Raw genomic sequence first — 25,491 nt, forward strand, 5'->3', positions numbered from 1 at the left:
CGCGACACCGGGCACCTGACCCGCCGGTCCCCCGCCGGGCACAGGCCCGCCGGACCCGGCCGGAGGCCCGGACTGCGGCGGCGCCATGCCGGGCTGCACGCCGACGTTGACCCAGGCGCGGAGGCTGCCCTCGGCGACCACCATCTCGGGCTGCTCGATGATCGTCGGCGCGACGCCGAGCTCCTTCTGCAGCAGCGTCGCCACGAGCGGGATGCGGCTGGACCCGCCGACGAGGAACAGCCCGGCGAGCTTGCTGTTGTCCAGGCCCGCCCAGCGCACGACGGCCGCCGTCGTGCGGACCGTCTGCTCCAGCATCGGCCGGGCCAGGTCCTCGAACGCCTCGCGGGTGATCTCGACGTCCGCCGCCGCGATCGGCACGTGCAGCCCGGTCGCCGGGGTCCGGGACAGCATCTCCTTCGCCACCCGGGCGTCGTCCCACAGCAGCCGCCGGTGCCGCCGGTCCTCTGTGGTCTGCGGGCTCTCCAGCCGCGCCCACACCGGCGGGTCCTCCAGCTTGCGCTTCGCGTGGTCCACGATCAGCGCGTCGAGGTCGATGCCGCCCAGGTCGTCGATGCCGTCGACGGCCCGGACATCGAACCCGTCGCCCGCCCGGGTCACGACGCTCGCGTCGAAGGTGCCGCCGCCGAAGTCGTACACGAGCAGGCCCTGCTCAGCGGTGAGCGGCCGCTGCAAGACACCCGCGAAGTAGTGCGCGGCGGCGACGGGCTCGGGCATGAGCGCCGGCTGCGGCAGCCCCGCGATCGTCGCGCCCTCCACCAGCGCGAGCCGCCGCGACACGCCCCACGCCGCCGGGTGCGTCATCGTCACCGCGCCGATCTGCCCGCCGGCGACCCGCTTGGCCTCCGCCGCGACGTGCGACAGGACCGCCCCGATCAGCGCCGGCACCGTGAACTCGCGGTCGCCGAGCAGCACCATGCCGTCGTCGATGCGGCGCTTCGGGCTCGCCTCGAACCGCGCCGGGTCGACCCGCGCGGCGTGCACCGCGTCGCGGCCCACCAGGACCTGCCCGTCTGGCTGCGCATAGACGCAGGACGGCAGCAACGGCGAACCGTCGAACAGCAGAGGGCGGACCCGCCCATCCGGCCACGCAAGCAGCGCAACGGTATGGGAGGTCCCGAAGTCGATGCCCAGACGTGGACCGGCAGTCATGCGGGCGAGTGTAGGCCCCCGGTACGACAAAGTGGCATGCTCGTGCCATGACCCTGGACGTCGGTGCCGAAGCGCCGGACTTCGCGCTCAAGGACCAGAACAATCAAGAGGTCCGCCTGTCGGATTTCCGCGGGCAGAAGGCGGTGCTCCTGGTCTTCTACCCGCTGGCCTTCACCGGCACCTGCCAGGGCGAACTCGCCTCCGTCCGGGACGAGATCGCCGACTTCCAGTCCCCGGCCGTCCAGGTGCTCACGGTGAGCGTCGACTCGCCGTACAGCCACAAGGTGTGGGCGGACCGCGAAGGATATGACTTCCCTCTCCTGTCGGACTTCTGGCCGCACGGCGCGGTCGCCCAGGCGTACGGCGTCTTCAACGACAAGGCCGGCTTCGCCAACCGTGGCACGTTTCTCATCGATTCGACCGGCGTCATCAGGTTCACCGAGGTCAATGGCCCAGGTCAGGCCCGCGACCAGGACCGGTGGCGCACAGCGATCGCATCGTTGCAGAGCTGATACAGACCTGATACCGACTGGGGCGGATGAGGCGCGGCAGGTAGCATCCTGGGGTACCCGGGTTCGCGTCGCCGTGACAGCAGTTCGGGGCGCGTAGCTCAGTGGAAGAGCACCCGCCTTACAAGCGGGGGGTCGTTGGTTCGAACCCAACCGTGCCCACCGGACCAGGAACGGCTCCCGCCCAGGTGGGGGCCGTTTTCCGTTCCAGTGTCATCCGGTCGACCTTGCCCGGCAGACTATTCGCTTGACCGTGGTTCGCCGGGGCTGGGGCACGCCGGGGGCACGGCGGGATGCTGCTGTTCCTTAGTCCTATGTAGCCGCCGCGCCGGCCGATGCCGGCGCTTGCGCCGCCAGCAGGCCGAGTGCGGGCGGCGTTCCTGAGGACATCACGAGCCCTCCTGCCACTCCCCCGACTCGCTGCGGAGCCTCCCGTATGCCGTCGTCCACCTACCAGGGAGCGGGGCGGGGTCGGTTGCGCCAGGCTCGCCGAAGGCGACCGCGAAGCGGCTTGGCCTGGCGTGACCGGCCCCGGTCTGCTCGGCTCGACCTGGACGACGGTGCGGGAGCGGAGCGACCACCCCGGAGCCAGAGGCCCCCGCCGGGAGGCGAGAGTGCAACTACACGCGGAGGGCAACGCCGCGGGAGCTACGGTCCGCGCCACGGCGGACATCGCGGAGCCCAAATCAACGCCACTCAACGCCGGAGTTCCAACTGCCGTACGCGTGCTCGCCACGCACGGCCTCTGCGGCGCGCGAAGCGCGGCGCCTTGACGGTGGCGGCGTACCGGTACATGCACGCCGTCGACGGGCGGGATGCGGAAATCGCCTCCGCGCACGGCTCGTCTGCGAAGCTCCCCAAGACCATCATCGGAACATGATCCAATGCAGATCGGGTGATAAGCGATGGCTCACATCGCTTAGGTGTCTAGTCGAGGTCCGAGAATACGCTGCGTTCCCCTGCATTGTTGCCGCCGTCTCCAGGTTGGGCATCGGCCGGACTAATTGGAGGCTCTTGAATGCTGTCCCATGCGTCCGCTTCGGAGGTTCGCCGAATCTGTTGATACTTCTGGCTAGCACGCGAGAAAGCATCGACAGCCTCAGCATCCCCTTCCTGACGGAACGCGCCTAGGTATAAATTCAATGCGCGTTCTACAGGGTCTGCCACTGGGGAATCGCCGTCCTCATCGTGGCTCCTCCAAAATGCACGAGCCGGCCAGTCTTCATCGATCATTCTGTCGATAACTGGGAGAATCTTCGCTCGAACGTATGCAAGAAGTCGCTCGCGTTCGTGAGGCGCCAGAAGGATCTTCCATGGCTCATCTTCAAGCCAGGCGGCGTCCAAATAGTTAATTGCGAGGTACGCCATCCGATTGCAGGCGGCTCGCCGATCATCGTCTGATAGTAGGCCCATCGAGTGAAGGCGGCTTAGCAATAAAGGCTCTTGGACGAACGAAGCGAAAGCGTCGAATTCGAGAAGTCTCCCGGCAAATAGGGGATCAACAGCGATATACGTTCTTAACATCTCATCGCTACTGCGGTGGGCAAGGTATCGCAATGCGCTCCCCGTCCAACAAGATCCATCTGGCCACTCCTCGAAAAGACGAAGCATTCGCCTCGATGCTGTGGCGTATAGAGTCGGAGGGAGTCGCAGCACCGTTCCGCGAACAGGTGTTGCATCTGCGATCATGGCGTCAGTGCTGTCAAGTAAGGAGTTGTCATCCATGGCTTCTAGCACGACGGGTACCAAGTGATGCTGTCGTGACAGCCAAGTGGCGAAACCTTCTTGCAATGTCGGATGCCTGAAATTCCAGACACTATTACCGAATCGGTCCTGAGACAATCTAAGGAATGATTCATTCAGGAATGTAAATGCAAGTCCGATTTCTCCAACCGTTGCTCCGACGGACTCTATAACACGCCGTTGTCGACGCTTCAGGGACAATGTGCTGGAGACTCCGTGTGACCCGGCGCTGTAAACGAGAGCCAATGCCGCCAACGACGACGCGGTTAGTTGATCGTAGACGTCTTGCAGGTACTCATGAGGACGGGCGATGAAGGTGGTGATGCTTGACCTGTTCAAATTGAGGTTACGTGTGAATGCCTGTAGGCCAAGCCGACGGGCCGCTTCGGGGAGGAACGGATTCACCGCCGCGGCTGCTTTCAGATGAGGCTTCATCTGCGCTCGCACAGTAGAGGGTTGGTCCCCGCGTGCGAGATGGTTGTACAGCATTTGCTGGCGCTCTGCTGGAGTGATATCGGCTACATCGACGGTTACTTGCTGCTCACGCAGTAGTGGATAAGCATAAGTCTTCAGCAGGGGTCGGGCTTCTCTGTAGATATAGCTCCGTGAAGTCAGAATGACTCGTGCACCGTTTCGTATTGCGCCCATGACATGAGGCATATCTCGCGACCATTCTTCACTTAGTCGCTCCTCGTGGCGAACCGTCCCAAATGCGTCATCAACCCAAAATAGCTGGTCTTTTTCGTTAGGATTCCATTGCTGGATGAGCTGGCGCGAATCGCGCGCCTTCACTACCAAGCCGTTCCAGCGATCGGCTGCGCCGATCGCGAGCATAAGGGCGATAGCAGATTTTCCTACGCCCGGCTCGCCAAGTAGTAGAACGAACCCGTGATCGCTAAGCGCGGTCACTGCCTGCTTGTAGGCGGCGGTTGGAACGAACGATGAGATTTGCTCTGCCGCAAGGATGGTTGATGCCTGTTGATATGCGCGCTCGTCAAGTATTTGCGAAAGGTCCCCGAGGCCATACACACGGGGGACGAACATTCTAAGACCGCGATGCGTCGCAATTATGTCACTGATCCATTGACCGTCTAGCACCAGCGGGTGCTTCACACCGGCTTCGAGAAGTCTTTTTCGAATTTTACCCTCGGCGGCGCCAGTGACTCTAGAATTGGTGAGCAATATGTAAGATGAGCAGAGCCCCTGTCGAACCAGGATCTCAGTTTTCTTGAACTCGTCTTGTAGCATCGACTCCGACAGGGTTGAGTCGGGGTTTTTACTGTGTTTGCACTGTAGAACGAAAGGGCCATGTGGGATTGAATCGACGGCGCCTCCTAAGGCGGGTGACCAGTCGCCATAGAATGCGCCATCGCGGCCAGCATCGTTGGAGTCGGCGAAGGCTTGGACGGACTGGCCCCACACGTGGCGCAACACGGCTGCACATAGATCTTGGAACGCCCGCCATCCCAGCGTGTGCAGAGCGAAGTAGGGTGAACCTGTCGCTGCCGCTAGGGCTTTGTCGGACATTTGACCCTCCCTGTCGAAGATCATTAGTTGCCCTGTCTGGTGCCTTCCGGGCCATCCGCGGGCCATGATATTTCAGCAGTCCTGTCCCGCCGGATCGATTCTCCGGTTGTGCCGTGTCGGTGGACAGCTCGCTGCGCTCTCGGCCGACGCAAGTCTGGATCTTTGCTTCGCTCCTGGGCGCGTTCAAGGGGCGGGCAGTTGTGTTAGGGCACGCGGAGGGCACGCCCGTTGCGGATTATGGGCGCTGACCTGCGACAGAAGACCCGCCTTACAAGCGGGGGGTCGTTGGTTCGAACCCAACCGTGCCCACCAGTACACATCTGACATCAACGCGGTCGAGAAGGCCTTGACGGTGCCGAGCCCCACCACGCTGGACCTGACGTCGCGCGGGCTGACCGAGCTGCCCGTCCCGGCCGGGGATCTGTCCGGGGTCACCGAGCTCCACCTCGACGGCAACGCGCTCGCCGGGCTGCCGGACTGGATCGGGGACCTGCCCGCGCTGACCACGCTGAGCGTGTCGTGCAACCGGCTCACCGAGCTGCCGGGGTCGCTGCGGCGGCTCACCGGGCTGACCGGGCTCCAGCTGGGGCACAACCGGCTCGGGCGGCTGCCGGACTGGTTCGGGGAGCTCACCGCGCTCACCGACGTGCACCTGTTCGGCAACGGCCTGACCGCGCTGCCGGAGTCCTTCGGCGACCTGGCGGCGCTGCGGAACCTGCACCTGTTCGAGAACGCGTTCACCGAGGTGCCACCGGCCGTGCGCCGGCTGCGCGGGCTCACCGGCCTCTGGTTGTCGGACAACCGCCTCACGGCCGTGCCGGAGTGGGTCGGTGACCTGACCGCGCTGGTCCGGCTCGCCCTGGACCGGAACCGGCTCACGGCCCTGCCGGAACAACTGAACGCCTCACCGCACTCACCACGCTCTGGCTCGACGACAACGCGCTCACCGAGGTGCCCGGGTGCGTCCGCGGCCTCCCGGCCCTGACCGGCCTCTACCTCGCCGGCAACCCGATCACCGCGGTCCCCGCCTGGCTCCCCGACCTCACCCACCTGGACCTGTCCGAGACCGGGGTCGACACGAAAACACCCGCCAACTGACAAGCAGGGAGGGCGCGGCGATGTCCGCACGGCTGGAGGACTACCTCGACGGCCCGCAGTTCGTCGGCACGGTCGCCTACGAGCCCGGCTGGTACCTGCTGAGCGTGCCGGACGAGGCCCACGCGGAGCTGCTGGCGCTGGTCGAGGACGGCGTGGAGCTCAAGCCGGCGGCGCGGCCGCACGTCTCGGTCATGAAGGGCGAGGCGCCGTGCCGGAACGCGGGCGACTGGGGGACGGCGTTCGTCGGGGAGGCCGTCGCGGTCCGGGTCGCGCCGGTCGTGCACGGGGAGAACGGGCTGCACCTGTGGGTCGACTGCCACAGTCCGCGGCTGTGCGGGATGCGGGAGCACTTCGGGCTGAGCACGCTGCGGCGGGAGGACGGGGCGTACCTCGTCAACTTCCACCTGACGGTCGGGCGGCGGAAGCAGGCCGTCGGCGCGCGCAAGCGGCCGCAGCTGCGGCTGTCACCGCAGAGCCACATCGACGTCGAGACCGGCATGCAGCACCTGTAGGAGCTACAGCTTGTGCGGGCACTGGTGCAGCGGGCGCCGCGGGATGCGGGCCGGGCGGCGGATCGAGACGAGCCGGGCCGGGCGGATCGACGGAGCGGCGTGCGGCGCGGAGGTGGAGGTCGCGGTGCGGGACACGGCGGCCAGGTGCGAGGAGAGCGCGGCGTGCAGGAGCGTCGGCGACTGCTGCGGCATCTGCTGCATGCGGCGGTTGCTGCCGGTGTACGTCGAAACCGCCGGCGCGGGCGTGTGCACCCGCTGCGCCGGGATGCGGGGCGCCGCCGGGACCGCGTCCGTGGCGGCCGGCTCGTCCTTCTCCGGCCTGGTGACCACGAACGCGACGATCGCCGCCACGACGACCGGGACCAGGTAGAGGAGGGCTCCGGCGTATTGCTCGGTCACGACGACGACTCCCAACGCTGCGCACTGCTGACCTGCGCAACGCTACGGATTGCCCCGCATCGACGATGTCATCCGGTCGGTTCGCCCTGCAAGTCCGGGCGGGGTGCAGCTGAGGTGCAAACCTCCCGGAACCAGGCGAACGACGCCCGCCGCGTCCGCTCCTGCGTCTCGAAGTCGACGTGGACGAGGCCGAAGCGCTGGTCGTACCCCGCGGCCCACTCGAAGTTGTCCAGCAGGGACCACGCGCAGTAGCCGCGGACGTCGACGCCCGCCTCGACGGCCTCGCGGACGGCGGCGAGGTGCCCGGCGTGGTAGTCGATGCGGAACTGGTCGTCGACCGGCGCGTACGAGCAGCCGCTCTCGGTGATCCAGATCGGCGGGAGGCGGTCGCCGTACACCTGCCGCAACTGCACCAGGAGATCCTTCAGCGCGGAGGGCACGACGGGCCACCCGAAGTCGGTGGTGGGGTAGCCGGTGATGTCGAGGCGGCTGAACGGGAGGTCCTCACCCTCGACCGGGGCGCTGATGAGGCTCGGGTTGTAGTAGTTGACGCCCAGCGCGTCGATCGGCTGGGAGATGACCCGCAGGTCGCCGTCCATGACGATCGAGTCGATGTCGGCGGTGGTGAGGGCCTCGACGATCGGCGGGTACTCGCCGAGCAGGACCGGGTCGGTGAAGAGCCGGTTCTGCACCAGGTCGTAGAACATGGCGGCGGCCTGGTCCTCGTCGGATTCGCTCTTCGGCCACACCGGCGAGTAGTTGTTGGCGAGGGTGATCGGCGAGGACGAGACCCGGCGCAGCGCCGACACGGCCAGGCCGTGGCCGAGGAGCTGGTGGTGGATGACCGGCAGCAGGTCCATGCCGAGCTGCTGGCCGGGCGCGTGGATGCCGAGGACGTGCCCGAGCACGAGGTGGATGTACGGCTCGTTGAGCGTCACCCACAACTTCACCCGGTCGCCGAGGGCCTCGCCGACGAGCTCCGCGTATTCGCCGAAGCGCATCGCGGTGTCGCGGTTGCCCCACCCGCCGAGGTCCTGCAGGGCCTGCGGCAGGTCCCAGTGGAACAGGGTCGCGACCGGGTCGATGCCGCGGGCGAGCATCCCGTCGACGAGCCGGTCGTAGAACGCGATCCCGGCGGCGTTGGCGGGGCCGTCGCCGGTCGGCTGGATGCGCGGCCACGCGATCGAGAACCGGTACGCGGTCGCGCCCAGCTCCTGGATCAGGTCGAGGTCGGACTCCCACCGGTGGTAGTGGTCGCAGGCCACGTCGCCGGTGGCACCGCCGCGGGTCGTGCCGGGGGTGCGGCTGAACGTGTCCCAGATGGACAGCCCGCGGCCGTCCTCCTCCGCGGCGCCCTCGATCTGGTACGCGGCGGTGGACACACCGAACTGGAACCCCATGGGGAAGTTCTTTGGAAAGTCCGACATGATCGCACGCTACCGGCTGCGGCAGTATTGGGCCATGGCACACGAGATCCCGACCGCCGAGCTCGCCCCGGGCGTGCAGCTGCCCACGATCGGCTTCGGCACCTGGCAGATCACCGGAGCGTCCGCGTACGAGTCGACCCGCACCGCGCTGGACGTCGGCTACCGGCACATCGACACCGCGACCATGTACGGCAACGAGGAGGAGATCGGCCGGGCGCTGCGCGACAGCGGCGTCGACCGCTCCGAGGTCTTCATCACCACGAAGCTCCCGCCGTCGCAGGCGGGCCGCGAGCGGCAGACGATCGAGGCGAGCCTCAAGGCGCTCGGCGTCGACGCCGTCGACCTGTGGCTCATCCACTGGCCGCCGTCGCGGGGCAGGTCCGTGCCGGTGTGGGCGGCGTTCCAGCAGCTGCGCGACGCCGGCCTGACCCGCACCATCGGGGTCAGCAACTTCGACGCGGCCCTCATCGACGAGCTCGTCAAGGAGACCGGCGAGACCCCGGTCGTCAACCAGGTCTCGTGGAGCCCCGGCGAGCACGACGAGCGCTTCCTCGCCGACATGCGCGACCGGCGGGTGGTCGTCGAGGGGTACAGCTCGCTGAAGAACACGCCGCTGGACGACCCGCGGCTGGTCGCGATCGCCGAGGCGCACGGGGTGACGGTGCCGCAGGTCGTGCTCCGGTGGCAGCTGCACCACGACATCGTCATCATCCCGAAGTCGACGCACCGGGACCGGATGGAGCAGAACCTGTCGGTGCTCTCCTTCTCCCTGACCGCCGAGGAGCTGGCGACCGTCGGTTCGCTCTAGGCCACCCGTTTTTTCCTAGTTCCTCTGTACGGCCCGGTCAACGCGCGCCCGCCAGCCTCCGTCGCGGGGCTGGCGGCGCAGCTTGGCCAGGGCCTCGACCGCGCCGGTCACCAGCTCGTCGTAGTCGGGCTCCGGCCCCTTCTGGATGAGGAATGCCAGGCCGGCGGAGTTGCTGACGGCCCACCCCGCCCGCCGGCCCAGGCGGTGCGCGGCGGCCGCGCCGTGCGCCGTGACGAGCTGGATGTCGAAGGGGTGCCGCACCTCGCCACCCTCCCTGGTGACCACGATCCTCGCCTGCGCCAGGGTGTCGTCGCGGTTGAACAGCGCCCGCCACCAGCGGGTCCTCGGCGCCTCGACGACGACCTCGACCCCCTGGCCGTGCTCGCCGGGGTCGCGGGCGGCCGCGACGGCGCGCACGAGGTCGACCACCCGCGCGGGGTCCGAGCGGCGGAACGGGACCCAACTGTTCACGGCGACATCTTCGCGCACCGTTTTCCTCAGGTGTCCCTGCCGTCGGTCGTTCAGCCGGACAGAACATCCGAAAGGACGTCTGTCATGCGCCGCTGGCTCGGCTCCCGCCGCCTGTACACCAAGATCCTGTTCGTGGCCGCGGTGGCGGTCGCCGGGACCGCCGCCACCGGGATCGTCGCCCTCGCCGGCATCTCCGGTCTGAGCGACACGCGCAACAACGAGGTCGGCCGGGCCGCGCCGTACATCGCGGCGCTGCACTCCGCCGCGCTGACCGCCAAGACCGCCGCGAACGACGAGCGCGGCTACCTGCTCGGCGGTGACACGCAGTTCCGCGACGAGGCCCTCGGTCGCAAGACCGGCGTCGACGCCGAGCTCGCGACCGCCCGCCGGCTCGCCCCGTCCGGTCAGGCCGTCGAGGAGATCCAGGCCGCGACCGACGCCTGGTTCGCCGCCCTCCAGGCCGAGTTCACGCTGTTCACGACCGACCGCGCGGCCGCCGTGACCGCCGCCTTCGGGCCGAACCGTGACCTGCGCAAGTCGTACGAGACCCTCCTCGACAAGGAGATCACCCGCGCCGACCAGGCCCTCGTCGCCGGCCGGGACTTCAGCGACACGGTCTCCTCGGTCCGCCGCAGCGTCGTCACCCTGCTCGTCGTCGCGCTCGCCCTGGCCGTCGCGCTCGCGCTCTACATCGCCCGGCTCATCGTGCAGCCGCTCGGCCGCGTCTCCCACGTGCTGCGCGCCGTCGCCGACGGCGACCTCACCCAGGACCCCGACGTCGACCAGGGCGACGAGGTCGGCCGGATGGCCGCCGACCTGCGGACCGCGACCGGCAACCTGCGCCGCACCGTCGCGACCCTCGCCGAGCACTCGGCGGTCCTCGCCAGCGCCTCCGAGGAGCTCGCCACCACCAGCCGCGCGAGCTCCGAGGGCGCCACCACCGGCGCCCGCCAGGCCGCCGCCGTCGCGACCCTCGCCACCGAGATGTCCGGCGCCATCTCCACCGTCGCCGCCGGCGCCACCGAGATGGGCGCCTCGATCCGCGAGATCGCCCAGAGCGCCACCCAGGCCGTCACCGTCGCCGGCCGCGCCGTCGAGGTCGCCGGCACCACCAACACCGTCATGAGCAAGCTCGGCGACTCCTCCGCCGAGATCGGCAGCGTCATCAAGGTGATCACCTCGATCGCCGAGCAGACCAACCTCCTGGCCCTCAACGCCACCATCGAGGCCGCCCGCGCCGGCGACGCGGGCAAGGGCTTCGCGGTCGTCGCCTCCGAGGTCAAGGACCTCGCCCAGGAGACCGCCCGCGCCACCGACGACATCAGCCGCCGCGTCGCCGCCATCCAGTCCGACACCACCGGCGCCGTCTCCGCCATCGAGGAGATCAGCGCCATCATCGCCCAGATCAACGAATACCAGACGACGATCGCCTCCGCCGTCGAGCAGCAGTCCGCCACCACCGAGGAGATGAGCCGCAGCGTCGAGCAGGCCGCGGCCACCGGCAACCAGGTCGCCTCGACCATCGGCGAGGTGGCCACCTCGGTCCACCTGACCACCTCCGGCCTCACCGAAGCCGACCGCGCCGCCGGCAGCCTGGCCGAACTCTCCGGCAGCCTCCGCGCCATCGTCCAGACGTTCCGCTACTGACGTACCTTCCGTATGCGCGTGGCCCTACGGTGCGTGTGCCCTAGTCCGGCCACATCACCTTCTGCGTCCTGCTGAGGACGGCCATGCGCCGGCGGAGTCTTCGGGCGTCGTTCCGCGGCAGCGCGCGCAGCACGGCTTCGAGCACCGCGCGCACGTCCGGTGGTTCCGGGCAGCAGGCCCGGACACCGCATCCCAGTGGTGTCTCGTCGCGCGGCGGCTGTCCAGGTCGGTGGACGAGCTTCGGCCAGCGACGAAGCGCATACGCCGTCGCGCGAGGCCAGGACCAGGACCGTTCCAGTCGCGCGATGACGCCCTGCGCGCTTCCCGACAGTCCGGAGATTCTGGAGCAGTCCTCGTGCCGCTCGGTCCAGTGAGGAACCAGCGGACGGAGGTCTTTCGGCCGCCTACGCGGCATGGTCCTTTCGCGGACGCGGCATCCCGTGATGATCGCACCCGCCGGGCTTCCTCGGCCAGGTCGGGCAACGCTGAGGGCGGGGAAGCTCAGATCCTGGGCGAAACGTTCGATAAGTGGAGTAAACGCCTTGGAGGGCATTCGGATGAGCGCGACCACAGGTGGGCGGGGGCGGATCGGGGACGTGCCGGTCGGCGTGAAGATCTTCGGTGTGGTGCTGATCGTCATGGTGACCTCCGCGGTCGTGGTCGGGTTGGGGATCGCGGGGCTGAATCGGCTGGCGGCGGGTGGGCAGACCGTGTACGACGACGGGGTCCGGCCCACGCAGACGCTCGCCCAGCTGCGCGCGGACGTGCTGGCGGACCTGAACACGACGGTGAAGTACTTCATCTCCAACGCCGAGTGGCGGGCGAAGCACAAGGAGCAGATGCAGAACCTCGACGCCTCCATCGCCGCCTCGATGGAGCGGTACGCCGGCGAGACCGCCGACCCGGCCAGCCTCGACAGCCTGCGCAAGGACTGGGCGTCGTACGTGCAGATCCGCGACACCGAGGTGCTGCCGGCCGCCGACAAGAACGACCTGGACGGGTTCTGGAACGGCTACAACAAGTCGGAGCAGCTCACCGACGACATGAACAAGCGGTTCGAGACCCTCGTGGCCGGGCAGGCCGGCGCCGCCGCCGCGGAGGCGAAGGCGCTGCGCGACCGGCGGGACAGCACCAACTGGCTGTTCGCCAGTGGCGCGGTGGTCAGCCTGCTGCTCGGCCTCGGCGTGGCGTGGCTGGTCACCCGCGCGGTCGTCGGCCCGCTGCGCCGGGTCACGGGGGTGCTGGAGGGGGTGGCCGACGGTGACCTGACCCGCACCACCGACGTCGGCGGGCGCGACGAGGTCGGCAAGATGGCGTCGGCGCTGAACCGGGCGATCGGCAGCATGCTCACCGCGGTCACGACGATCAGCAGCAACGCCGCCGCGCTCGGCGGGTCGTCGCGGAACATGGCCGACCTCGGCGACACCCTCGCCGGCGGCGCCGCGCAGACCGCGCAGCGGGCCGGCGCGGTGCGCCACGCGGCCCAGGAGGTGTCGAACCACGTGCAGACCCTCGCGGCCGCCGCGGAGGAGATGGGCGCCGCGATCCGCGAGATCGCCTCGAGCGCCGGCGACGCGGCGACCGTGGCGGGCGAGGCCGTCGCCTCGGCGCGCGAGACGACGGGCATCGTGGGCCGGCTGGGCGAGTCGTCGTCGGAGATCGGCAACATCGTCAAGGTGATCACCTCGATCGCCGAGCAGACGAACCTGCTGGCCCTGAACGCGACGATCGAGGCGGCCCGGGCCGGCGACGCGGGCAAGGGGTTCGCGGTCGTCGCCTCCGAGGTGAAGGACCTCGCGCAGGAGACCGCCCGCGCCACCGAGGACATCGCGGCCCGGATCCAGACGATCCAGGCGGAGACGTCCGCGGCGGTGGCCGCCATCGAGGGGATCTCGCAGATCACCGACCGGATCAGCGACTACCAGACGACGATCGCCTCGGCGGTCGAGGAGCAGACCGCCACGACCGGCGAGATCAGCCGGAGCGTCTCGGAGGCCGCCGCCGGCGCCGACGAGATCGCCCGCACGATCGGTGGCGTGGCCGACGCCGCCGAGTCGACGAGCCAGACGGTCGAGGAGTCCCGGGCGACCGCCGACTCGCTCGCCCGCATGGCGGCGGACCTCAACGAGACGGTCGGCCGCTTCCGGGTGTGAGACGGCGCGCCGCCCTACCCGACCACGATGAGCGGCCCGATCGCGGCCCGGTGCGTCACGTACTCCTGCGCGACGACGTTGACGACGGCGACGGTACGGTCCGCCGGCCCGTCCTTGACCGTGGCCACCACGTCGAACTCCCCGTTCGCGTCGGCGCGCCCCTGCTCCAGGGTCTGCGCGCCGATCCGGACGAGCAGGTGCGCGCCGGGCCGCAGCCCCGAGACGTGGACGTGCACGTCCGCGTTGCGCGCCACGGTGCCCGGCGTGAGTCGCAGCTCGGGTTTCGTGTCGAGCTCCCGCCGCAGCTCGGCGGTCGTCGCGGCGAGCTCGCGGGTCTGCTCCTGGAGCGGTCTCGTCACGGCGATGAGCGACACCGCGGCGATGACCCCCACGACGCAGGCCGTCAGCGCCGCCAGCATGGCCTGGCGGGCGGAGCGGGCGGAGCGCTCCGGAATGTCCTCGACCGCTTCCCAGACCACCGCGGTGTCCACCAGCGGCGACGAGAGGTTGTGCCGGTGGAGCGCGGGCTCGCCGGCCGTCAGCACCTGCAGCTGGACCGCGGATCCCCGGCGCAGCAGCCCGGGTGCGAGGCGCACCGACGTGCCGCTGGCGGTCGCTTCGAGCCCGGCGCCCGCCGGGTCGAGGTTCATCACCTCGACCACCGGCGCCGTCAGGTCCAGCGTGATCGGGCTGCCGGCGCTGAACTGCTCCCGGGGGATGTCGTGCCGGCCCGTGTTGCGGACCATGACCCACACCACGAACGGGTCGGCGACCGGCGTCCCGCCGTGCTGGACCGTGAGCGACCCGGCCCGCAGGAACGCCGCCGGGGTGCCGAACCGGACCGCGATCCGCCGCTTCGGCGGTAGCAGCGCCGAATACCCGAGGCGCGCCGAGATGACGGCGAGGACCAGGCTCGCGACCGTCAGCGCGATGGTCAGGCCGTTGAACGCCGTGCCGTCGAGCAGGTTGAGCGCCAGTGCCATGAGGGTCCTCGCCTGCCGGGAATGCCGCGGCTGGGGCCGCGACGGCAGACATTACTGTTCGTCGAACTCTCGCGGATCGGTCGAGCGCACAGACGCGACCGGCCACCCGTCGAGGTGACGGGTGGCCGGTCGGTCGTGCGGTGCGGATCTAGTGCGACGGTGCGGGCTCGAGCGGGTCGACGCGGTGCCGGCCCTCGCCGTCGGCGTCCACCCCGGCCGACCCGTCGACCCCGGACGACGGGGACGTGGGGGCGGCGTGCCGGCCCTCACGCTTGAGGCGGCGGCGCTCCTTCACGCCTTCGACCATGGTGTACAGCGTGGGCACGAGCACCAGCGTCAGCAGCGTCGAGCTGACCAGACCGCCGATGACCACGATCGCGAGGGGCTGGGAGATGAACCCGCCCTCGCCGGTGAGGCCGACCGCCATGGGCAGCAGGGCGCAGATCGTCGCGACGGCCGTCATCAGGATCGGGCGGAGCCGGTGCCGGCCGCCCTCGATGACCGCCTGCCGGACGGGCATGCCGCTTTCCCGGTACTGGTTGATGAGGTCCATCAGCACGATCGCGTTGGTGACGACGATGCCGATGAGCATCAGGACGCCGATCATCGAGGGCAGCCCCAGCGGGGTGTCCGTGATGAGCAGGAGCAGGATCGCCCCGGTCGCCGCGAACGGGATCGACACCAGCAGGATGAACGGCTGCGCGATGCTGCGGAACGTCGCCACCATGATGATGAAGACGATCGCGATCGCGGCGAGCATGGCCAGGCCGAGCTGCGCGAACGCCTCCTGCTGATCCTGGGTGACGCCGCCGAGGGTGACGGTCGCGCCGGCCGGCAGGGTCAGCGTGTCGATCTTCTTCTGCAGGTCCGCGGAGACCGTGCCCAGGTCGGAGCCCTCGGCCCGGCCGGTGACGGAGGCGCTGCGGTTGCCGTCGATGCGGGTGATGGCGACCGGGCCGGCGCCCTCCTTGACGTCCGCGATCTCGTCCAGCCGGACGAACGGCGTCTTGCCGCCCTGGACGGGGATCGCGAGCGCCTTGAGCGCGTCGAGCGTGGCCGGTGCCGGGCCGGAGCGCAGGATCAGGTCGCGCTCCTGGCCGTCGACGGTGAGCTGGGCGAGGTTCTGCCCGCGGTACGCGGCGCTGACGATGCCGCCGACGGCCGCGTCGGACAGCCCGTACTTCGCCGCGACGTCCCGCTTGACCCGCACCTCGACGCGCGGGTTGCTGGCCGCGAGGTTGCTCTCCACGTCCGCGATGCCCGGGGTGCCGGTCATCGCCTCCTGCGCCGCCTTCGCCGCGGTGGCCAGGTCCGTGGTGTTGTTGGCCTTGACCACGACCTCGAGCTGGTCGGTGGAGCCGCCGCCACCGCCGCCGGCGGCGATCTTCACGGTGCCGAACGCCTTCTGGTCGGTGACCTGCTTGCGCAGCTCCTCGATGACCTTGTCGACGTCGGCGTTCTCCTTCGCGGTGACCGAGAAGTTGGACGTGTTGCCCGACTGCGCGCCGGCGAAGCCGAAGCCGGCCGAGGCGCCGATGGTGACCTGGTAGGACTCGATGTCGGAGCGGGCCCCGAGCAGGTCCTCGACCTTCTTCGCGGCGGCGTCGGTGACGGCGAGGCTGGAGCCGACCGGCAGCTCCTGCGAGATGGAGAACTCCGTCTGGCCGCTCTGGTCGATGAAGTTGGTCTTCAGCTGGCCCGCCAGGATCAGCGTCGCGACGAACACGAGGAGGCTGAAGCCGACGGTCGCCCAGCGGGTGCCGCGGCTGCGGGTGACCCAGCTGACGATCGGCACGTAGGTCCGCTGGAGGCGGCTGCGCTCCTCCTTGTCGAGGGCCTTGGCGAGGATCGCCTCCCGCTCCAGGGCGCCGACCTGCTTCGGCGGGCGCAGGAACCAGTACGCGAGGACCGGCACGACGGTCAGCGAGACCAGCAGCGACGCGAGCAGCGCCACGGTGATGGTGATCGCGAACGGGCGGAACAGCTGGCCGGCGAAGCCGCCGACGAGACCGATCGGCAGGAACACCGCGACCGTGGTCAGGGTGGAGGCGACGACGGCGCTGGTGACCTCGCGGACGCCGGTGAGGATCGCGTGGCGCTTCTCCTCGCCGTACTCCAGATGTCGTTTGATGTTCTCCAGCACGACGATGGAGTCGTCGACGACCCGGCCGACGGCGATGGTGAGCGCGCCGAGGGTGAGCAGGTTGAGCGAGTAGTCGCCGGTCCACAGGCCGATCAGGGCGACGACGACCGACAGCGGGATCGACACCGCGGTGACGAGCGTCGAGCGCAGCGAGAACAGGAAGACCAGGATCACCAGCACGGCGAAGAGCAGGCCGAGGGCGCCCTCCGTGCTGAGGCTCTTGATGGACTTCTCCACGAACGGCGCCTGGTCGAAGACGGACGTGATCGCCACGTCGCCGCCGAGCTCCTTCTTGAGGCCGTCGAGCTTGTCCTGCACCTCGTGGCTGATCTTCACCGCGTTGCCGTCGGGCGAGGCGGTGACCGCGATGCCGAGGCTGGGCTTGCCGTTGGTGCGGGTGATCGACGTCGTCTCGGCGGTCTTCAGCTCGACCTTGGCGACGTCACCGAGCTTCGCCGTCGGCGTGACGTTGAGGTTCTTCAGGTCGTCGAGGGTCGCCAGGGTACCGCCGACCTGCACGGAGAGGCTTCGGTCGCCCTCGGTGAGGGTGCCGGCGGGGAACGACACGCCGTTGGACTTCAGCGCGGCCGTCACCGTCTGGGAGTTGACCCCGGCCGGGAACGCCTTCGCCGGGTCCAGCGTGATCTCGACGTCCTGCTTCCCGGCGCCGGTGACCTCGACGGCGCGCACGCCCTCGATCCCCTGCAGCGCGGGCACGACGATCGCGTCGAGCTGCTGCGCGAACGCGACCTGGTCGCCGGACTTGCTGGCGGCGAGCACCACGGCCGGCAGGTCGTCGGTCGAGCCGGCGATGACCTGCGGGTCGACGGTCGACGGCAGCGTCGACTTGATCCGGTTGATCGCGGTCTGGATCTTGTTGGTGATGTCGTCGATGGACGAGCCGAACTCGAACGACACCTGGACCGTCGCGACCCCCTCACGCGTGGTGGAGGTGATGTCGGTCAGCCCCGGCACGCCCTGGAGCGCGTTCTCGATGGGCTGGGTGACCTGCTCCTCCACGATGTCCGGCGACACGCCCGGATAGGGCGCCAGCACGAACGCGGCGGGGAAGTCGATCGACGGGATGAGCTGCTGTTTCAACGACGGGATGGCAATGGCGCCGAAGCCCAGGACGACGATCGCGATGATCGCGACCAGCCCCCGGTTCGCCAAACTGAGCCGGGCGAGGAACGACATGTCTGGAGTCTTCTTCCGATCGGCTAAGACAGACGTTAGTTCGTGTGATGCTAACCGTTCGCCTCGCGCAAAATGGTTACAGGGGGTACAACTTCCCTGTGAAGACTCACAGGGAAGCGCTGCTGCTGCGCGTGATGACGGCCGAGCAGCGTCTGCGCACCCTGTTCGCGTACGACCGGACCAACCGGCTTTTCTCAGTAAACCTCACGATGCAGCAGCTCAAGGTGCTTATTCTGCTCGCTCGTCACGACGGGATCGCCTCGCAGGAGCTGACCCGGCACCTCGGCGTGACGTTGGCCACCCTGTCCGGGATCGTCGACCGCCTCGTCACGCACGGCTACGTCACCAGGGCCGAGGACCCGCACGACCGCCGGATCCGCCGGCTCCACCTGTCGGCCGCCGGGCAGGAGCTCCTGGTCGAGATCATGGACAGCGGCGCCCGCGCCCAGCAGCGGCTGCTGAGCCGCGTCGACGACGACACGCTGCTCATGCTGGAGACCGTCCTGGCCCGGCTGCTGGAGGCGGCCCGCGAGGACGCGCTGGAGCAGGGCATCGCAATCCCGGATGACCTCGAAAATGCCAGCCACTAGGCTGGGGGTGTGACGGTTCGCGTGCGTTTCGCCCCCTCCCCCACCGGGATGTTCCATGTCGGCGGTGCCCGTTCGGCCCTGCAGAACTGGATCTACGCCAAGCAGCAGGGCGGGGTGTTCGTGCTGCGGATCGAGGACACCGACGCGGCCCGCAACCGGCCGGAGTGGACCGAGGGCATCCTCAACGCCCTCGCGTGGATCGGCATCGCCCGCGACACCTACGAGGGGCCGTACTTCCAGTCGACCTACGCGGAGCAGCACACCGCCGCCGCGCACGAGCTCTACACCGCCGGGAAGGCGTACTACTGCGACTGCACCCGGGAGCAGATCCAGGAGCGGTCCGGCCCGCAGTTCCGCGGCTACGACGGCTTCTGCCGCGACCGGTCCCTCGGCCCCGGCGAGGGCCGCGCGCTGCGCTTCCGCACCCCTGACGAGGGCTCGACCGTCGTGGTCGACCTGGTCCGCGGCGAGCCCACGTTCGAAAACAAGCTCATCGAGGACTTCGTCATCGCCCGCGGCGACGGCTCCGCGGTGTTCCTGCTCGCCAACGTCGTCGACGACATGACCATGGGCATCACCCACGTCATCCGCGCCGAGGAGCACCTGCCCAACACGCCGAAGCAGCAGCTGCTGTGGGCGGCGCTGGGCAAGACCCCGCCGGTGTGGGCGCACGTGCCCGTGGTGGTCAACGAGAAGCGCCAGAAGCTGTCGAAGCGCCGCGACAAGGTGGCCCTGGAGCAGTACCGCGACGAGGGCTACCTCGCCGACGCGATGCGCAACTACCTGATGCTGCTCGGCTGGGCGCCGTCCAACGACCGCGAGATCGTGCCGTGGTCCGTGATCGAGGACGAGTTCCGCCTGGAGGAGGTCAACCCGTCGCCGGCGTTCTTCGACGAGAAGAAGCTCCGCGCGTTCAACGGGGAGTACATCCGCGCCCTGACGCCGCAGGAGTTCGCCGACGCCTGCCGGCCGTGGCTGACCGGCACGCCGGTCGCGCCCGGCGGCACCCCCGTCGCCGCTCCCCCGTGGGACCCGGCCGACTACGACCCGAAGGTCTTCGACGCGCTCGCCCCGCACGCGCAGACCCGCATCGCGCTGCTCGCCGAGATCGTGCAGAATGTCGACTTCGCGTTCCTGCCGGAGCCGGCCGTCGACGAGGCCGCCTGGGCGAAGGCGATGAAGGACGGCGCGGCCGACCTGCTCGGCGCGGCGATCGCGGCGTTCGGGACGGCGGCGTGGGACGCGGAGTCGCTGAAGTCGACCCTGGAGGCGGTCGGCGCCGAGCGGGGGTTGAAGCTCGGCAAGGCCCAGGCCCCGATCCGGGTCGCGGTCACCGGCCGGTCGGTGGGGCTGCCGCTCTTCGAGTCCCTCGAGGTCCTCGGCCGCGACCGCACCCTCGCCCGCCTCCGCGCGGCCCTCGACAAGCTCTGACCGCGCCACCGCGGGCAGGGTTCGTCCGGCGGCGTCACCCCGCCCTCGACAAGCTCTGACCGCGCGACCCCGGGCAGGGTTCGTCCGGCGGCGTCACCCCGCCCGCGGGTGTGACCCGGACCCGCCCGGGTAGCGGTTCGCCTCGTGAGAAGCCTGGTCGTGCTCGCCGTGCTCGCCGGCGCCCTGCTGACACCCGCCCGGGCCGCCCATGCCGAGGCCGAGGCCGCCCCGCGCGCCGGGATCCACGTGCGCGACGGGCGGCTCGTCGAGGCCAGCGGCAGCGACCTCGTGCTGCGCGGCGTCAACCACGACTTCATGTGGTACCCGGACCGCAACAGCTCGTTCGCCGCGATCAAGGCCGCCGGCGCCAACGCGGTCCGGCTCCCGCTCGGCATCGGGCACCAGTGGCGGCGCAGCGACACCGAGGACATCGCGAAGGTCGTCGGGCTGTGCAGGGCGAACCGGCTCATCTGCATCCTCGACGCGCACGACACGACCGGTTTCGGCCAGGACCGGAAGGCCGCGACGATGGCGCAGGCCGTCCAGTTCTGGCTCGACGTCCGCGGGGCCCTCGCCGGCTCGGAGGACCACATCATCGTCAACATCGCCAACGAGCCGTTCGGCAACGGCACGACGATGCCCTGGGTGCAGCAGACCTCCGACGCGATCCGGGCGCTGCGCGCCGCCGGCTACCGCAACGCGCTCATGGTCGACGCGCCCGGCTGGGGCCAGGACGAGTCGTTCGTGATGCGCGACAACGCCGAGAAGGTCCGCGACGCCGACCCGCAGGGCAACACGCTGTTCGACATCCACATGTACGGCGAGTTCGGCACCGCCGGGAAGGTCAACTCCTACCTGAGCTCGTTCACCGACCGCCGCCTGCCGATCCTCATCGGCGAGTTCTCCGGTGAGCACCAGTGGGGCGACCCCGACGAGGACGCGATCATGGCCTTCGCGGAGGCCCGCGAGCTCGGCTACTTCGGCTGGTCGTGGAGTGGCAACGACAAGCAGTACAGCTATCTCGACCTGGTCGACGACTTCGACGCCGGGAAGCTCACCGCCTGGGGCCGCCGCTTCATCTCCGGCCCCAACGGGCTGACCACCGGCACCCGCGAGGCCACCGTCTACCGCAACAGCGGCGCCGCCTCCCCGCCCCGGGCACCGCAGCAGGTGCGGGTCCTGGACGTGACCAGCTCGCAGGTCGTGCTGTCCTGGAAGCCCCGGCGCTACGCGACCTACCAGGTGGTGGCGGTCGACGGCGCCGCGGAGACCCGCGTCCTCACGACCAACCGGTCGACGGTGACGCTGCGCGGGCTGCGCGGCTCGACCGAGCACACGTTCGCCGTGTACTCCAGGGACCTCCTCGGCGCCCGCTCGCCACGCTCCGCACTCGTCGCCGCCGTCACCACACCGGCGAGCTGACCGGCCACCCGGGCCGGCAGGCCGCTCGACCGGCGCGTTGACCAGTCGCTGACCACCGCGACCCGCGGTGACCAGTCGCTGGCCACTGCCGTGCATCAACGAGCCGCGCCGTACCGGCGACACGGGCCGATCGGGAGAACGACACCAGGTCTGCCCGACCCGGTGACGGATCCGCGCCGGAACAGGCGCGCACGCACCGTGACGACCGATGTCCGCAGCGGGCACGCTCAATAGGCTCGTCCGGGTTCACCGAAGGTAGCGCCGACGTCACGCGCACCCGGTCTCGACCCGTCAGAGGAGTGCCCGCAGATGCACTTACCGTTGAAACCCGCCGTCTTACTCTGCGCGGCGCTCGCCGCCGTCCTGCCTGCCGTCGCCCCGGTGGGCGCGGCGCCGGCCGCCGCGCACGCCCCAGTCTGCGACGACCTCGTCGAGGTGATCGCGTTCCGCGGATCCGGCGAGGACCAGAACACCAAGGACGGCGAAGCCCACGAGTGGATGGGCCCGCGGCTCAAGAGCATCGTCGACGAGGCCCGGACGATGACCACGTCCGACGGCGTCAACCTCAACCACGCACCCGTCTGGGGCGTGCCGCTCGCCGACTACCCGGCGATCCCGCTCGAGGAGTACCTCAGCCTGTCGCCGCTGAGCTTCAAGGCCGAGCCCGCGAAGATGCTCGAGTCCGCCGGCAAGGGCGGCACCGCCGCCTGGAAGCACATGGTCGAGTCGCGCCGCGCCTGCCCCGGCCGCCGGTTCGTGCTGCTGGGCTACTCCCAGGGCGCGACCGCGGCCCGGATCGCGCTGAAGTACACGCCCGACTCGTGGATCGCCGGCACGTTCCTCATCGGCGACCCGGAGCTGCACCCGGGCGCCGGCTACGCGAAGGGCACCGGCGCGACCGGCGGCGGCGGTTCGCTGCTCGCCGCGTACCGGACCATGGGCGGCGACGTCGACGCGCTGCTGCCCGACCAGCTCGCCGGGCGGAAGTTCGCCACGTACAGCTTCTGCCACGTCCACGACCCGGTCTGCGACGCGCGGCTGCTGTGGAACTCCGGCGAGCACACCAACTACGGCGTGGCCGACGCGGAGCGCAGGAGCCTCGCCACCGTCATCGTCGACATGTACCGCACGGCGCGGAACAACCCGCCGCCGGCGACGGAGAAGGTCGCCCTCGACGTGGTGTTCGCGATCGACACGACCGGCTCGATGACGCCGTACATCACCAACGCCCGCAGCTCCGCGGCGAGCATCGCGGAGAAGCTGCGCACGTCGTCCTCCAGCTTCCAGGTGGGGCTCGCCGAGTACCGCGACCACGGCGACGAGTTCGTGGCGCGGGTCGTCACGCCGCTCACCGGCGACGCCGCCGCCTTCCGGTCGGGCCTGGACACGCTCACGGCGGCAGGCGGCGGCGACACCCCCGAGGCCGTCTACTCCGGCATGATCACCGCCGCGGGGGTCGCGTGGCGGCCCACCGCGCGCCGGGTCGTCATCGTCATCGGCGACGCCCCCGCCCACGACCCGGAGGCGGTCACCGGCTACACGAAGGCCGACGTCGTCAAGGCGTTCAACGCCACGGGGAGCTTCGCCTCCGCCAAGCTGGCGCCGCCGTCGACCGGGCCGATCCGCCTGTACGGGCTGGCCGCCGACACCACCCTGCAGGCCCAGCTGAGCGCGATCGCCGCGGAGACCGGCGGCGAGGTCGCCCCGATCGGCGACCCGGCCGACGTCGCCGCGAAGATCCTCGAGTCGCTCGCCGACGCCACGTCCGCGCCCGTCGTCACGCTGGGCGTGCCGGCCGCGTTCGCCGGGGTCCCCACGACGATGACCGCGACCGACGCGAACGCCGCCGCCGGCCTCACCTACGAGTGGGACGTCGACGGCGACGGCACCGCCGACGAGACGACCACGACCGGGCAGCTGACGCACACGTACGCGAAGGCGGGCTCCTACAAGGTGACCGTGCGCGTCAAGGACGGCAAGGGCCACGAGACGGTCGCCACGGCCACCCAGACGGTGACGGCCGCTCCCGGCGTGGTGACCGTGCCGCTCGGCGGCCCGTCCGAGCCGCCGGGGAGCGCCACCCCGACCGCGCCGGCGACGACCCCGCCGGCGACGCCCTCCGGTGCGCCGGCCTCACCGGTACCGACGACGACACCGAAAGCCGAGGACCAGCTCGGACGCACGGGCTCGAACCTGATGCCCCTGCTCTACGCCGGCTTCGGCCTGATCGTGGCCGGCGCGGCGCTGCTGGTGACGATCCGTCGCCGCCGCCTGCGCTAGCCGTCCCCGCGCCGGCTGACCGTCGCGGTGGTCAGGAACCCCGCGACGGTCAGCCACACCACTGCCAGGATGCCCAGCTGGAGCACGACGTCGTGCCAGGCGCCCGCGGTCCCGTCGGTCATGGCGAGGGGGCGCGGCCCGCTCACCCACCCGTCCACGGTCTCCGCCCGGGTGTCCCGGTGGACGGAGACGCGGGGCGCCTCGAACGAGCCGTCGTCGGCGCGGAACGTGCCCATGCACTCGAAGCCGTGCTCCATGGCCTCGCACTCGTCGACGGTGAGCAGGCCGTGCACCCCGCGGCCCTCGACGGCCAGGTACGCGTCCTGCAGGGTCCGCGCCCCGTCGTAGGCGAACGCGAGCATCCCCACGAGCACGGCGAGGGCCACGCCCCGCGTCCAGCCCGACCAGTCCCTCGGCCGCCACGCCGGCATCGGCCCGCCACGCAGCACGTTCAGCGCCCAGCCGGCCACCACCACGCCGACGAGGACGCCGGCGGCGGCGTGCCCCTGCCGGATGAGGATCCGGTCGTCGTCGCCGTAGCGGCCCTTGAGCTCCTGGACGAGGGTGACCGCGTACCCGCCGTAGACCAGGCACACCGCGGCCGCGAGGCCGATCCACGCCGCCGCCCTGGTCCTGGCCGGGCTCACCCGCGCGGCTCCTCCGCGAGCGGGAGCAGGGTGCGGCTGCGACCGGGGCGCGGGTACTCGACCGCCGCGGCGGCGAGCCGGGTGGCGTGCTCGCGCTGCTTCTGCCAGTGCCCGTACAGCGCCCCCTGCTGCGCGAGCCGTGACACGGCGCGGATCGTCTCGGGGTCGACGTCCCCGGGCGGCGCGTCCCGCCACGGCGTGCCCGGCAGCGGCATGAACACGTGCGAGTGGATCCTGGCGCCGAGCCCCGCCAGCTCCTGCGCCAGCCGCAGCGACGCCTCCGCGTCCGCCGGGTCCTCCCCCGGCATGCCGAAGATCATGTCGACGTTGATCCGGAACCCCTCGGCGATGCCGATCCGCACCGCCCGCCGCACCGACTCGACGTCGTGCCCCCGTTTCGCGGCGGCCAGGACGCGCTCCGACCCCGACTGCGCCCCGACGATGAGGTTGTCGTTGGCGCAGTACCGCTTGACGAGCCGCAACGCCTCGACGGTCATGTGCTCGGGCCGGATCTCGCTCGGGAACGACCCGAAGAACACCCGCCCGTCCGGGCCGATCCCTTCCTTGCAGCTCGCGAGGAGCTCCTCCACCGCCGCGAGGTCCGGCTCCTCCCCGTCGGTCCCGTAGGACAGCGACGTCGGCGTGATGAACCGCACGTCCCGCTTCCCGAGCTCCCGCATCCGGTCCACGTGCCACCGCACGTTCTCCACGCTCCGGTGCCGGAACCGCGCCGAGAACATGAACGGCGTCTGGCAGAACCGGCACGCGTAGATGCAGCCCCTGGTGATCTCGATCGGGTTCATCCGCTTGTACGACAGGGGAAACGCCCGGTAGGTCCCCAGCGGCTCCTTGTGCGCCTTGCCGTTGCGCCGCACTGCGCCGGTGCCGTCGCGGTGGACCAGCCCCGCGATGCCCTCCGGCTCGCCGCCGCTGTCGACGAGGTCGAGGAACGTCCGCTCCCCCTCCCCCACGGCCGCGACGTCCCACCCCGCGTCGAGCGTCTGCACGGGCTCCGCGGTCGCGTGCACCCCACCGGCGACGTGCACCGCCCCGGGCGCCTGCTCCTTGATCGTCGCCAGCTCCTCGGCGAGGGCGGCGGCGTCCGGCGAGTAGAACGACCACAGCACCAGCTTGCGCCCCGGCCGTTCGTTGATCGCCTCGATGGTGGCCCGCGCCGACTCCGCGAACACCACCTCGTACCGCGTCTGCGTGACGTGCTCCTCGAGCGCCGCCAGCAGCGTGTGGAACCCGTAGGTCACCGCCTTGCGGTACCGCAGAATCAGGACCAGGTCGCTCACACGGTGCAGTGTAGGCAGCCCGCGGCGGGGCGGCGC

General features: G+C 70.2%; 19 protein-coding genes, 2 tRNA genes and 1 pseudogene. 13 read left to right on the forward strand and 9 right to left on the reverse strand.

The window, feature by feature from the left end; all coding sequences use genetic code 11:
• On the reverse strand, positions 1-1,170 hold a 1,170-nt coding region (locus AB0J72_RS08625), incomplete at its 3' end, for an Hsp70 family protein (RefSeq protein WP_363396317.1).
• A 47-nt stretch (positions 1,171-1,217) separates the two neighbouring features.
• Between AB0J72_RS08625 and AB0J72_RS08630 the strand changes: the two genes are divergently transcribed.
• Both AB0J72_RS08630 and AB0J72_RS08635 read left to right on the forward strand, forming a co-directional pair.
• Positions 1,218-1,682 carry a peroxiredoxin gene (locus tag AB0J72_RS08630; protein WP_363396320.1) on the forward strand — a complete coding sequence of 155 codons (465 nt, stop codon included), beginning with the start codon at positions 1,218-1,220 and terminating at the stop codon, positions 1,680-1,682.
• A gap of 87 nt (positions 1,683-1,769) precedes the next feature.
• Positions 1,770-1,841: transfer RNA gene (locus tag AB0J72_RS08635), tRNA-Val, on the forward strand.
• A 765-nt stretch (positions 1,842-2,606) separates the two neighbouring features.
• Here the strand turns inward: AB0J72_RS08635 and AB0J72_RS08640 are convergent.
• Positions 2,607-4,949: a hypothetical protein gene (locus AB0J72_RS08640; protein WP_363396323.1), complete on the reverse strand. Its 2,343-nt coding sequence runs from the start codon at positions 4,947-4,949 to the stop codon at positions 2,607-2,609.
• 217 nt (positions 4,950-5,166) lie between these two features.
• Between AB0J72_RS08640 and AB0J72_RS08645 the strand changes: the two genes are divergently transcribed.
• The 4 genes and pseudogenes from AB0J72_RS08645 (at position 5,167) to AB0J72_RS08660 (ending at position 6,559) form a co-directional block, all read left to right on the forward strand.
• Positions 5,167-5,261, forward strand: a tRNA-OTHER gene (locus AB0J72_RS08645).
• A 40-nt stretch (positions 5,262-5,301) separates the two neighbouring features.
• The gene (locus tag AB0J72_RS08650) at positions 5,302-5,934 is read left to right on the forward strand and encodes a hypothetical protein (protein ID WP_363397101.1); all 633 of its coding nucleotides are present in this window, start codon (positions 5,302-5,304) and stop codon (positions 5,932-5,934) included.
• Positions 5,898-6,047, forward strand: a pseudogene (locus AB0J72_RS08655) (leucine-rich repeat domain-containing protein); the annotation flags it as partial. The gene AB0J72_RS08650 and the pseudogene AB0J72_RS08655, both read left to right, overlap by 37 nt.
• A 20-nt stretch (positions 6,048-6,067) precedes the next feature.
• Complete coding sequence (locus AB0J72_RS08660) at positions 6,068-6,559, forward strand: hypothetical protein (RefSeq protein WP_363396325.1); 492 nt, start codon at positions 6,068-6,070, stop codon at positions 6,557-6,559.
• A 3-nt stretch (positions 6,560-6,562) separates the two neighbouring features.
• On the opposite strand, the gene AB0J72_RS08665 is transcribed toward AB0J72_RS08660, so the two are convergent.
• Both AB0J72_RS08665 and AB0J72_RS08670 read right to left on the reverse strand, forming a co-directional pair.
• Positions 6,563-6,958 (reverse strand): hypothetical protein, encoded by a 396-nt coding sequence (locus AB0J72_RS08665; RefSeq protein WP_363396328.1) that lies wholly within the window; start codon positions 6,956-6,958, stop codon positions 6,563-6,565.
• Positions 6,959-7,026: 68 nt separating this feature from the next.
• Positions 7,027-8,385 carry a GH1 family beta-glucosidase gene (locus AB0J72_RS08670; RefSeq protein ID WP_363396331.1) on the reverse strand — a complete coding sequence of 453 codons (1,359 nt, stop codon included), beginning with the start codon at positions 8,383-8,385 and terminating at the stop codon, positions 7,027-7,029.
• Positions 8,386-8,419: 34 nt separating this feature from the next.
• On the opposite strand from AB0J72_RS08670, the gene AB0J72_RS08675 reads away from it, so the two are divergent.
• Positions 8,420-9,193 (forward strand): aldo/keto reductase, encoded by a 774-nt coding sequence (locus AB0J72_RS08675; RefSeq protein ID WP_363396334.1) that lies wholly within the window; start codon positions 8,420-8,422, stop codon positions 9,191-9,193.
• Positions 9,194-9,208: 15 nt separating this feature from the next.
• Here AB0J72_RS08675 and AB0J72_RS08680 read toward each other — a convergent pair whose 3' ends face one another.
• Complete coding sequence (locus tag AB0J72_RS08680; protein WP_363396337.1) at positions 9,209-9,664, reverse strand: hypothetical protein; 456 nt, start codon at positions 9,662-9,664, stop codon at positions 9,209-9,211.
• Between the two features lie 84 nt (positions 9,665-9,748).
• Here AB0J72_RS08680 and AB0J72_RS08685 point away from each other — a divergent pair, with 84 nt between their 5' ends.
• Together AB0J72_RS08685 and AB0J72_RS08690 are read left to right on the forward strand one after the other, a co-directional pair.
• Positions 9,749-11,311 (forward strand): methyl-accepting chemotaxis protein, encoded by a 1,563-nt coding sequence (locus tag AB0J72_RS08685; protein WP_363396340.1) that lies wholly within the window; start codon positions 9,749-9,751, stop codon positions 11,309-11,311.
• 557 nt (positions 11,312-11,868) lie between these two features.
• Positions 11,869-13,464 (forward strand): methyl-accepting chemotaxis protein, encoded by a 1,596-nt coding sequence (locus AB0J72_RS08690; RefSeq protein ID WP_363396343.1) that lies wholly within the window; start codon positions 11,869-11,871, stop codon positions 13,462-13,464.
• 14 nt (positions 13,465-13,478) lie between these two features.
• On the opposite strand, the gene AB0J72_RS08695 is transcribed toward AB0J72_RS08690, so the two are convergent.
• The gene (locus AB0J72_RS08695; protein ID WP_363396346.1) at positions 13,479-14,447 is read right to left on the reverse strand and encodes a hypothetical protein; all 969 of its coding nucleotides are present in this window, start codon (positions 14,445-14,447) and stop codon (positions 13,479-13,481) included.
• 148 nt (positions 14,448-14,595) lie between these two features.
• Positions 14,596-17,787, reverse strand: coding sequence for an efflux RND transporter permease subunit (locus AB0J72_RS08700; protein WP_363396349.1), 3,192 nt, complete (start codon positions 17,785-17,787; stop codon positions 14,596-14,598).
• A 98-nt stretch (positions 17,788-17,885) separates the two neighbouring features.
• On the opposite strand from AB0J72_RS08700, the gene AB0J72_RS08705 reads away from it, so the two are divergent.
• From AB0J72_RS08705 to AB0J72_RS08720, 4 genes are all read left to right on the forward strand, one after another.
• Entirely contained in the window at positions 17,886-18,377 is a 492-nt protein-coding gene (locus tag AB0J72_RS08705; RefSeq protein WP_344506167.1) for a MarR family transcriptional regulator, read from the forward strand.
• 9 nt (positions 18,378-18,386) lie between these two features.
• On the forward strand, positions 18,387-19,808 hold the full coding sequence (gltX, locus tag AB0J72_RS08710) for a glutamate--tRNA ligase (RefSeq protein WP_363396353.1): 1,422 nt from the start codon (positions 18,387-18,389) through the stop codon (positions 19,806-19,808).
• Between the two features lie 144 nt (positions 19,809-19,952).
• Positions 19,953-21,230, forward strand: a complete 1,278-nt coding sequence (locus AB0J72_RS08715; protein ID WP_363396356.1) for a cellulase family glycosylhydrolase — start codon at positions 19,953-19,955, stop codon at positions 21,228-21,230.
• A 309-nt stretch (positions 21,231-21,539) separates the two neighbouring features.
• Entirely contained in the window at positions 21,540-23,510 is a 1,971-nt protein-coding gene (locus tag AB0J72_RS08720) for a cutinase family protein (RefSeq protein WP_363396359.1), read from the forward strand.
• On the opposite strand, the gene AB0J72_RS08725 is transcribed toward AB0J72_RS08720, so the two are convergent.
• Complete coding sequence (locus AB0J72_RS08725; protein ID WP_363396362.1) at positions 23,507-24,157, reverse strand: hypothetical protein; 651 nt, start codon at positions 24,155-24,157, stop codon at positions 23,507-23,509. The two genes, AB0J72_RS08720 and AB0J72_RS08725, sit on opposite strands and share 4 nt — an antisense overlap.
• Positions 24,154-25,455 carry a TIGR04013 family B12-binding domain/radical SAM domain-containing protein gene (locus AB0J72_RS08730; RefSeq protein ID WP_363396365.1) on the reverse strand — a complete coding sequence of 434 codons (1,302 nt, stop codon included), beginning with the start codon at positions 25,453-25,455 and terminating at the stop codon, positions 24,154-24,156. The genes AB0J72_RS08725 and AB0J72_RS08730 overlap by 4 nt, the downstream gene beginning before the upstream one ends.
• Positions 25,456-25,491 lie beyond the last annotated feature (36 nt).

The sequence above is a fragment of the Dactylosporangium sp. NPDC049742 genome, assembly GCF_040674675.1.
Lineage (GTDB): Bacteria > Actinomycetota > Actinomycetes > Mycobacteriales > Micromonosporaceae > Dactylosporangium > Dactylosporangium maewongense.

What these genes read in the sequence shown, in the direction of transcription:
- AB0J72_RS08640 (WP_363396323.1), bottom strand. Translation starts at nt 4,949, where the DNA reads ATGTCCGACAAAGCCCTAGCGGCAGCGACAGGTTCACCCTACTTCGCT.
- AB0J72_RS08670 (WP_363396331.1), bottom strand. Translation starts at nt 8,385, where the DNA reads ATGTCGGACTTTCCAAAGAACTTCCCCATGGGGTTCCAGTTCGGTGTG.
- AB0J72_RS08695 (WP_363396346.1), bottom strand. Translation starts at nt 14,447, where the DNA reads ATGGCACTGGCGCTCAACCTGCTCGACGGCACGGCGTTCAACGGCCTG.
- AB0J72_RS08690 (WP_363396343.1), top strand. Translation starts at nt 11,869, where the DNA reads ATGAGCGCGACCACAGGTGGGCGGGGGCGGATCGGGGACGTGCCGGTC.
- AB0J72_RS08700 (WP_363396349.1), bottom strand. Translation starts at nt 17,787, where the DNA reads ATGTCGTTCCTCGCCCGGCTCAGTTTGGCGAACCGGGGGCTGGTCGCG.
- AB0J72_RS08685 (WP_363396340.1), top strand. Translation starts at nt 9,749, where the DNA reads ATGCGCCGCTGGCTCGGCTCCCGCCGCCTGTACACCAAGATCCTGTTC.
- AB0J72_RS08675 (WP_363396334.1), top strand. Translation starts at nt 8,420, where the DNA reads ATGGCACACGAGATCCCGACCGCCGAGCTCGCCCCGGGCGTGCAGCTG.
- AB0J72_RS08720 (WP_363396359.1), top strand. Translation starts at nt 21,540, where the DNA reads ATGCACTTACCGTTGAAACCCGCCGTCTTACTCTGCGCGGCGCTCGCC.
- AB0J72_RS08660 (WP_363396325.1), top strand. Translation starts at nt 6,068, where the DNA reads ATGTCCGCACGGCTGGAGGACTACCTCGACGGCCCGCAGTTCGTCGGC.
- AB0J72_RS08630 (WP_363396320.1), top strand. Translation starts at nt 1,218, where the DNA reads ATGACCCTGGACGTCGGTGCCGAAGCGCCGGACTTCGCGCTCAAGGAC.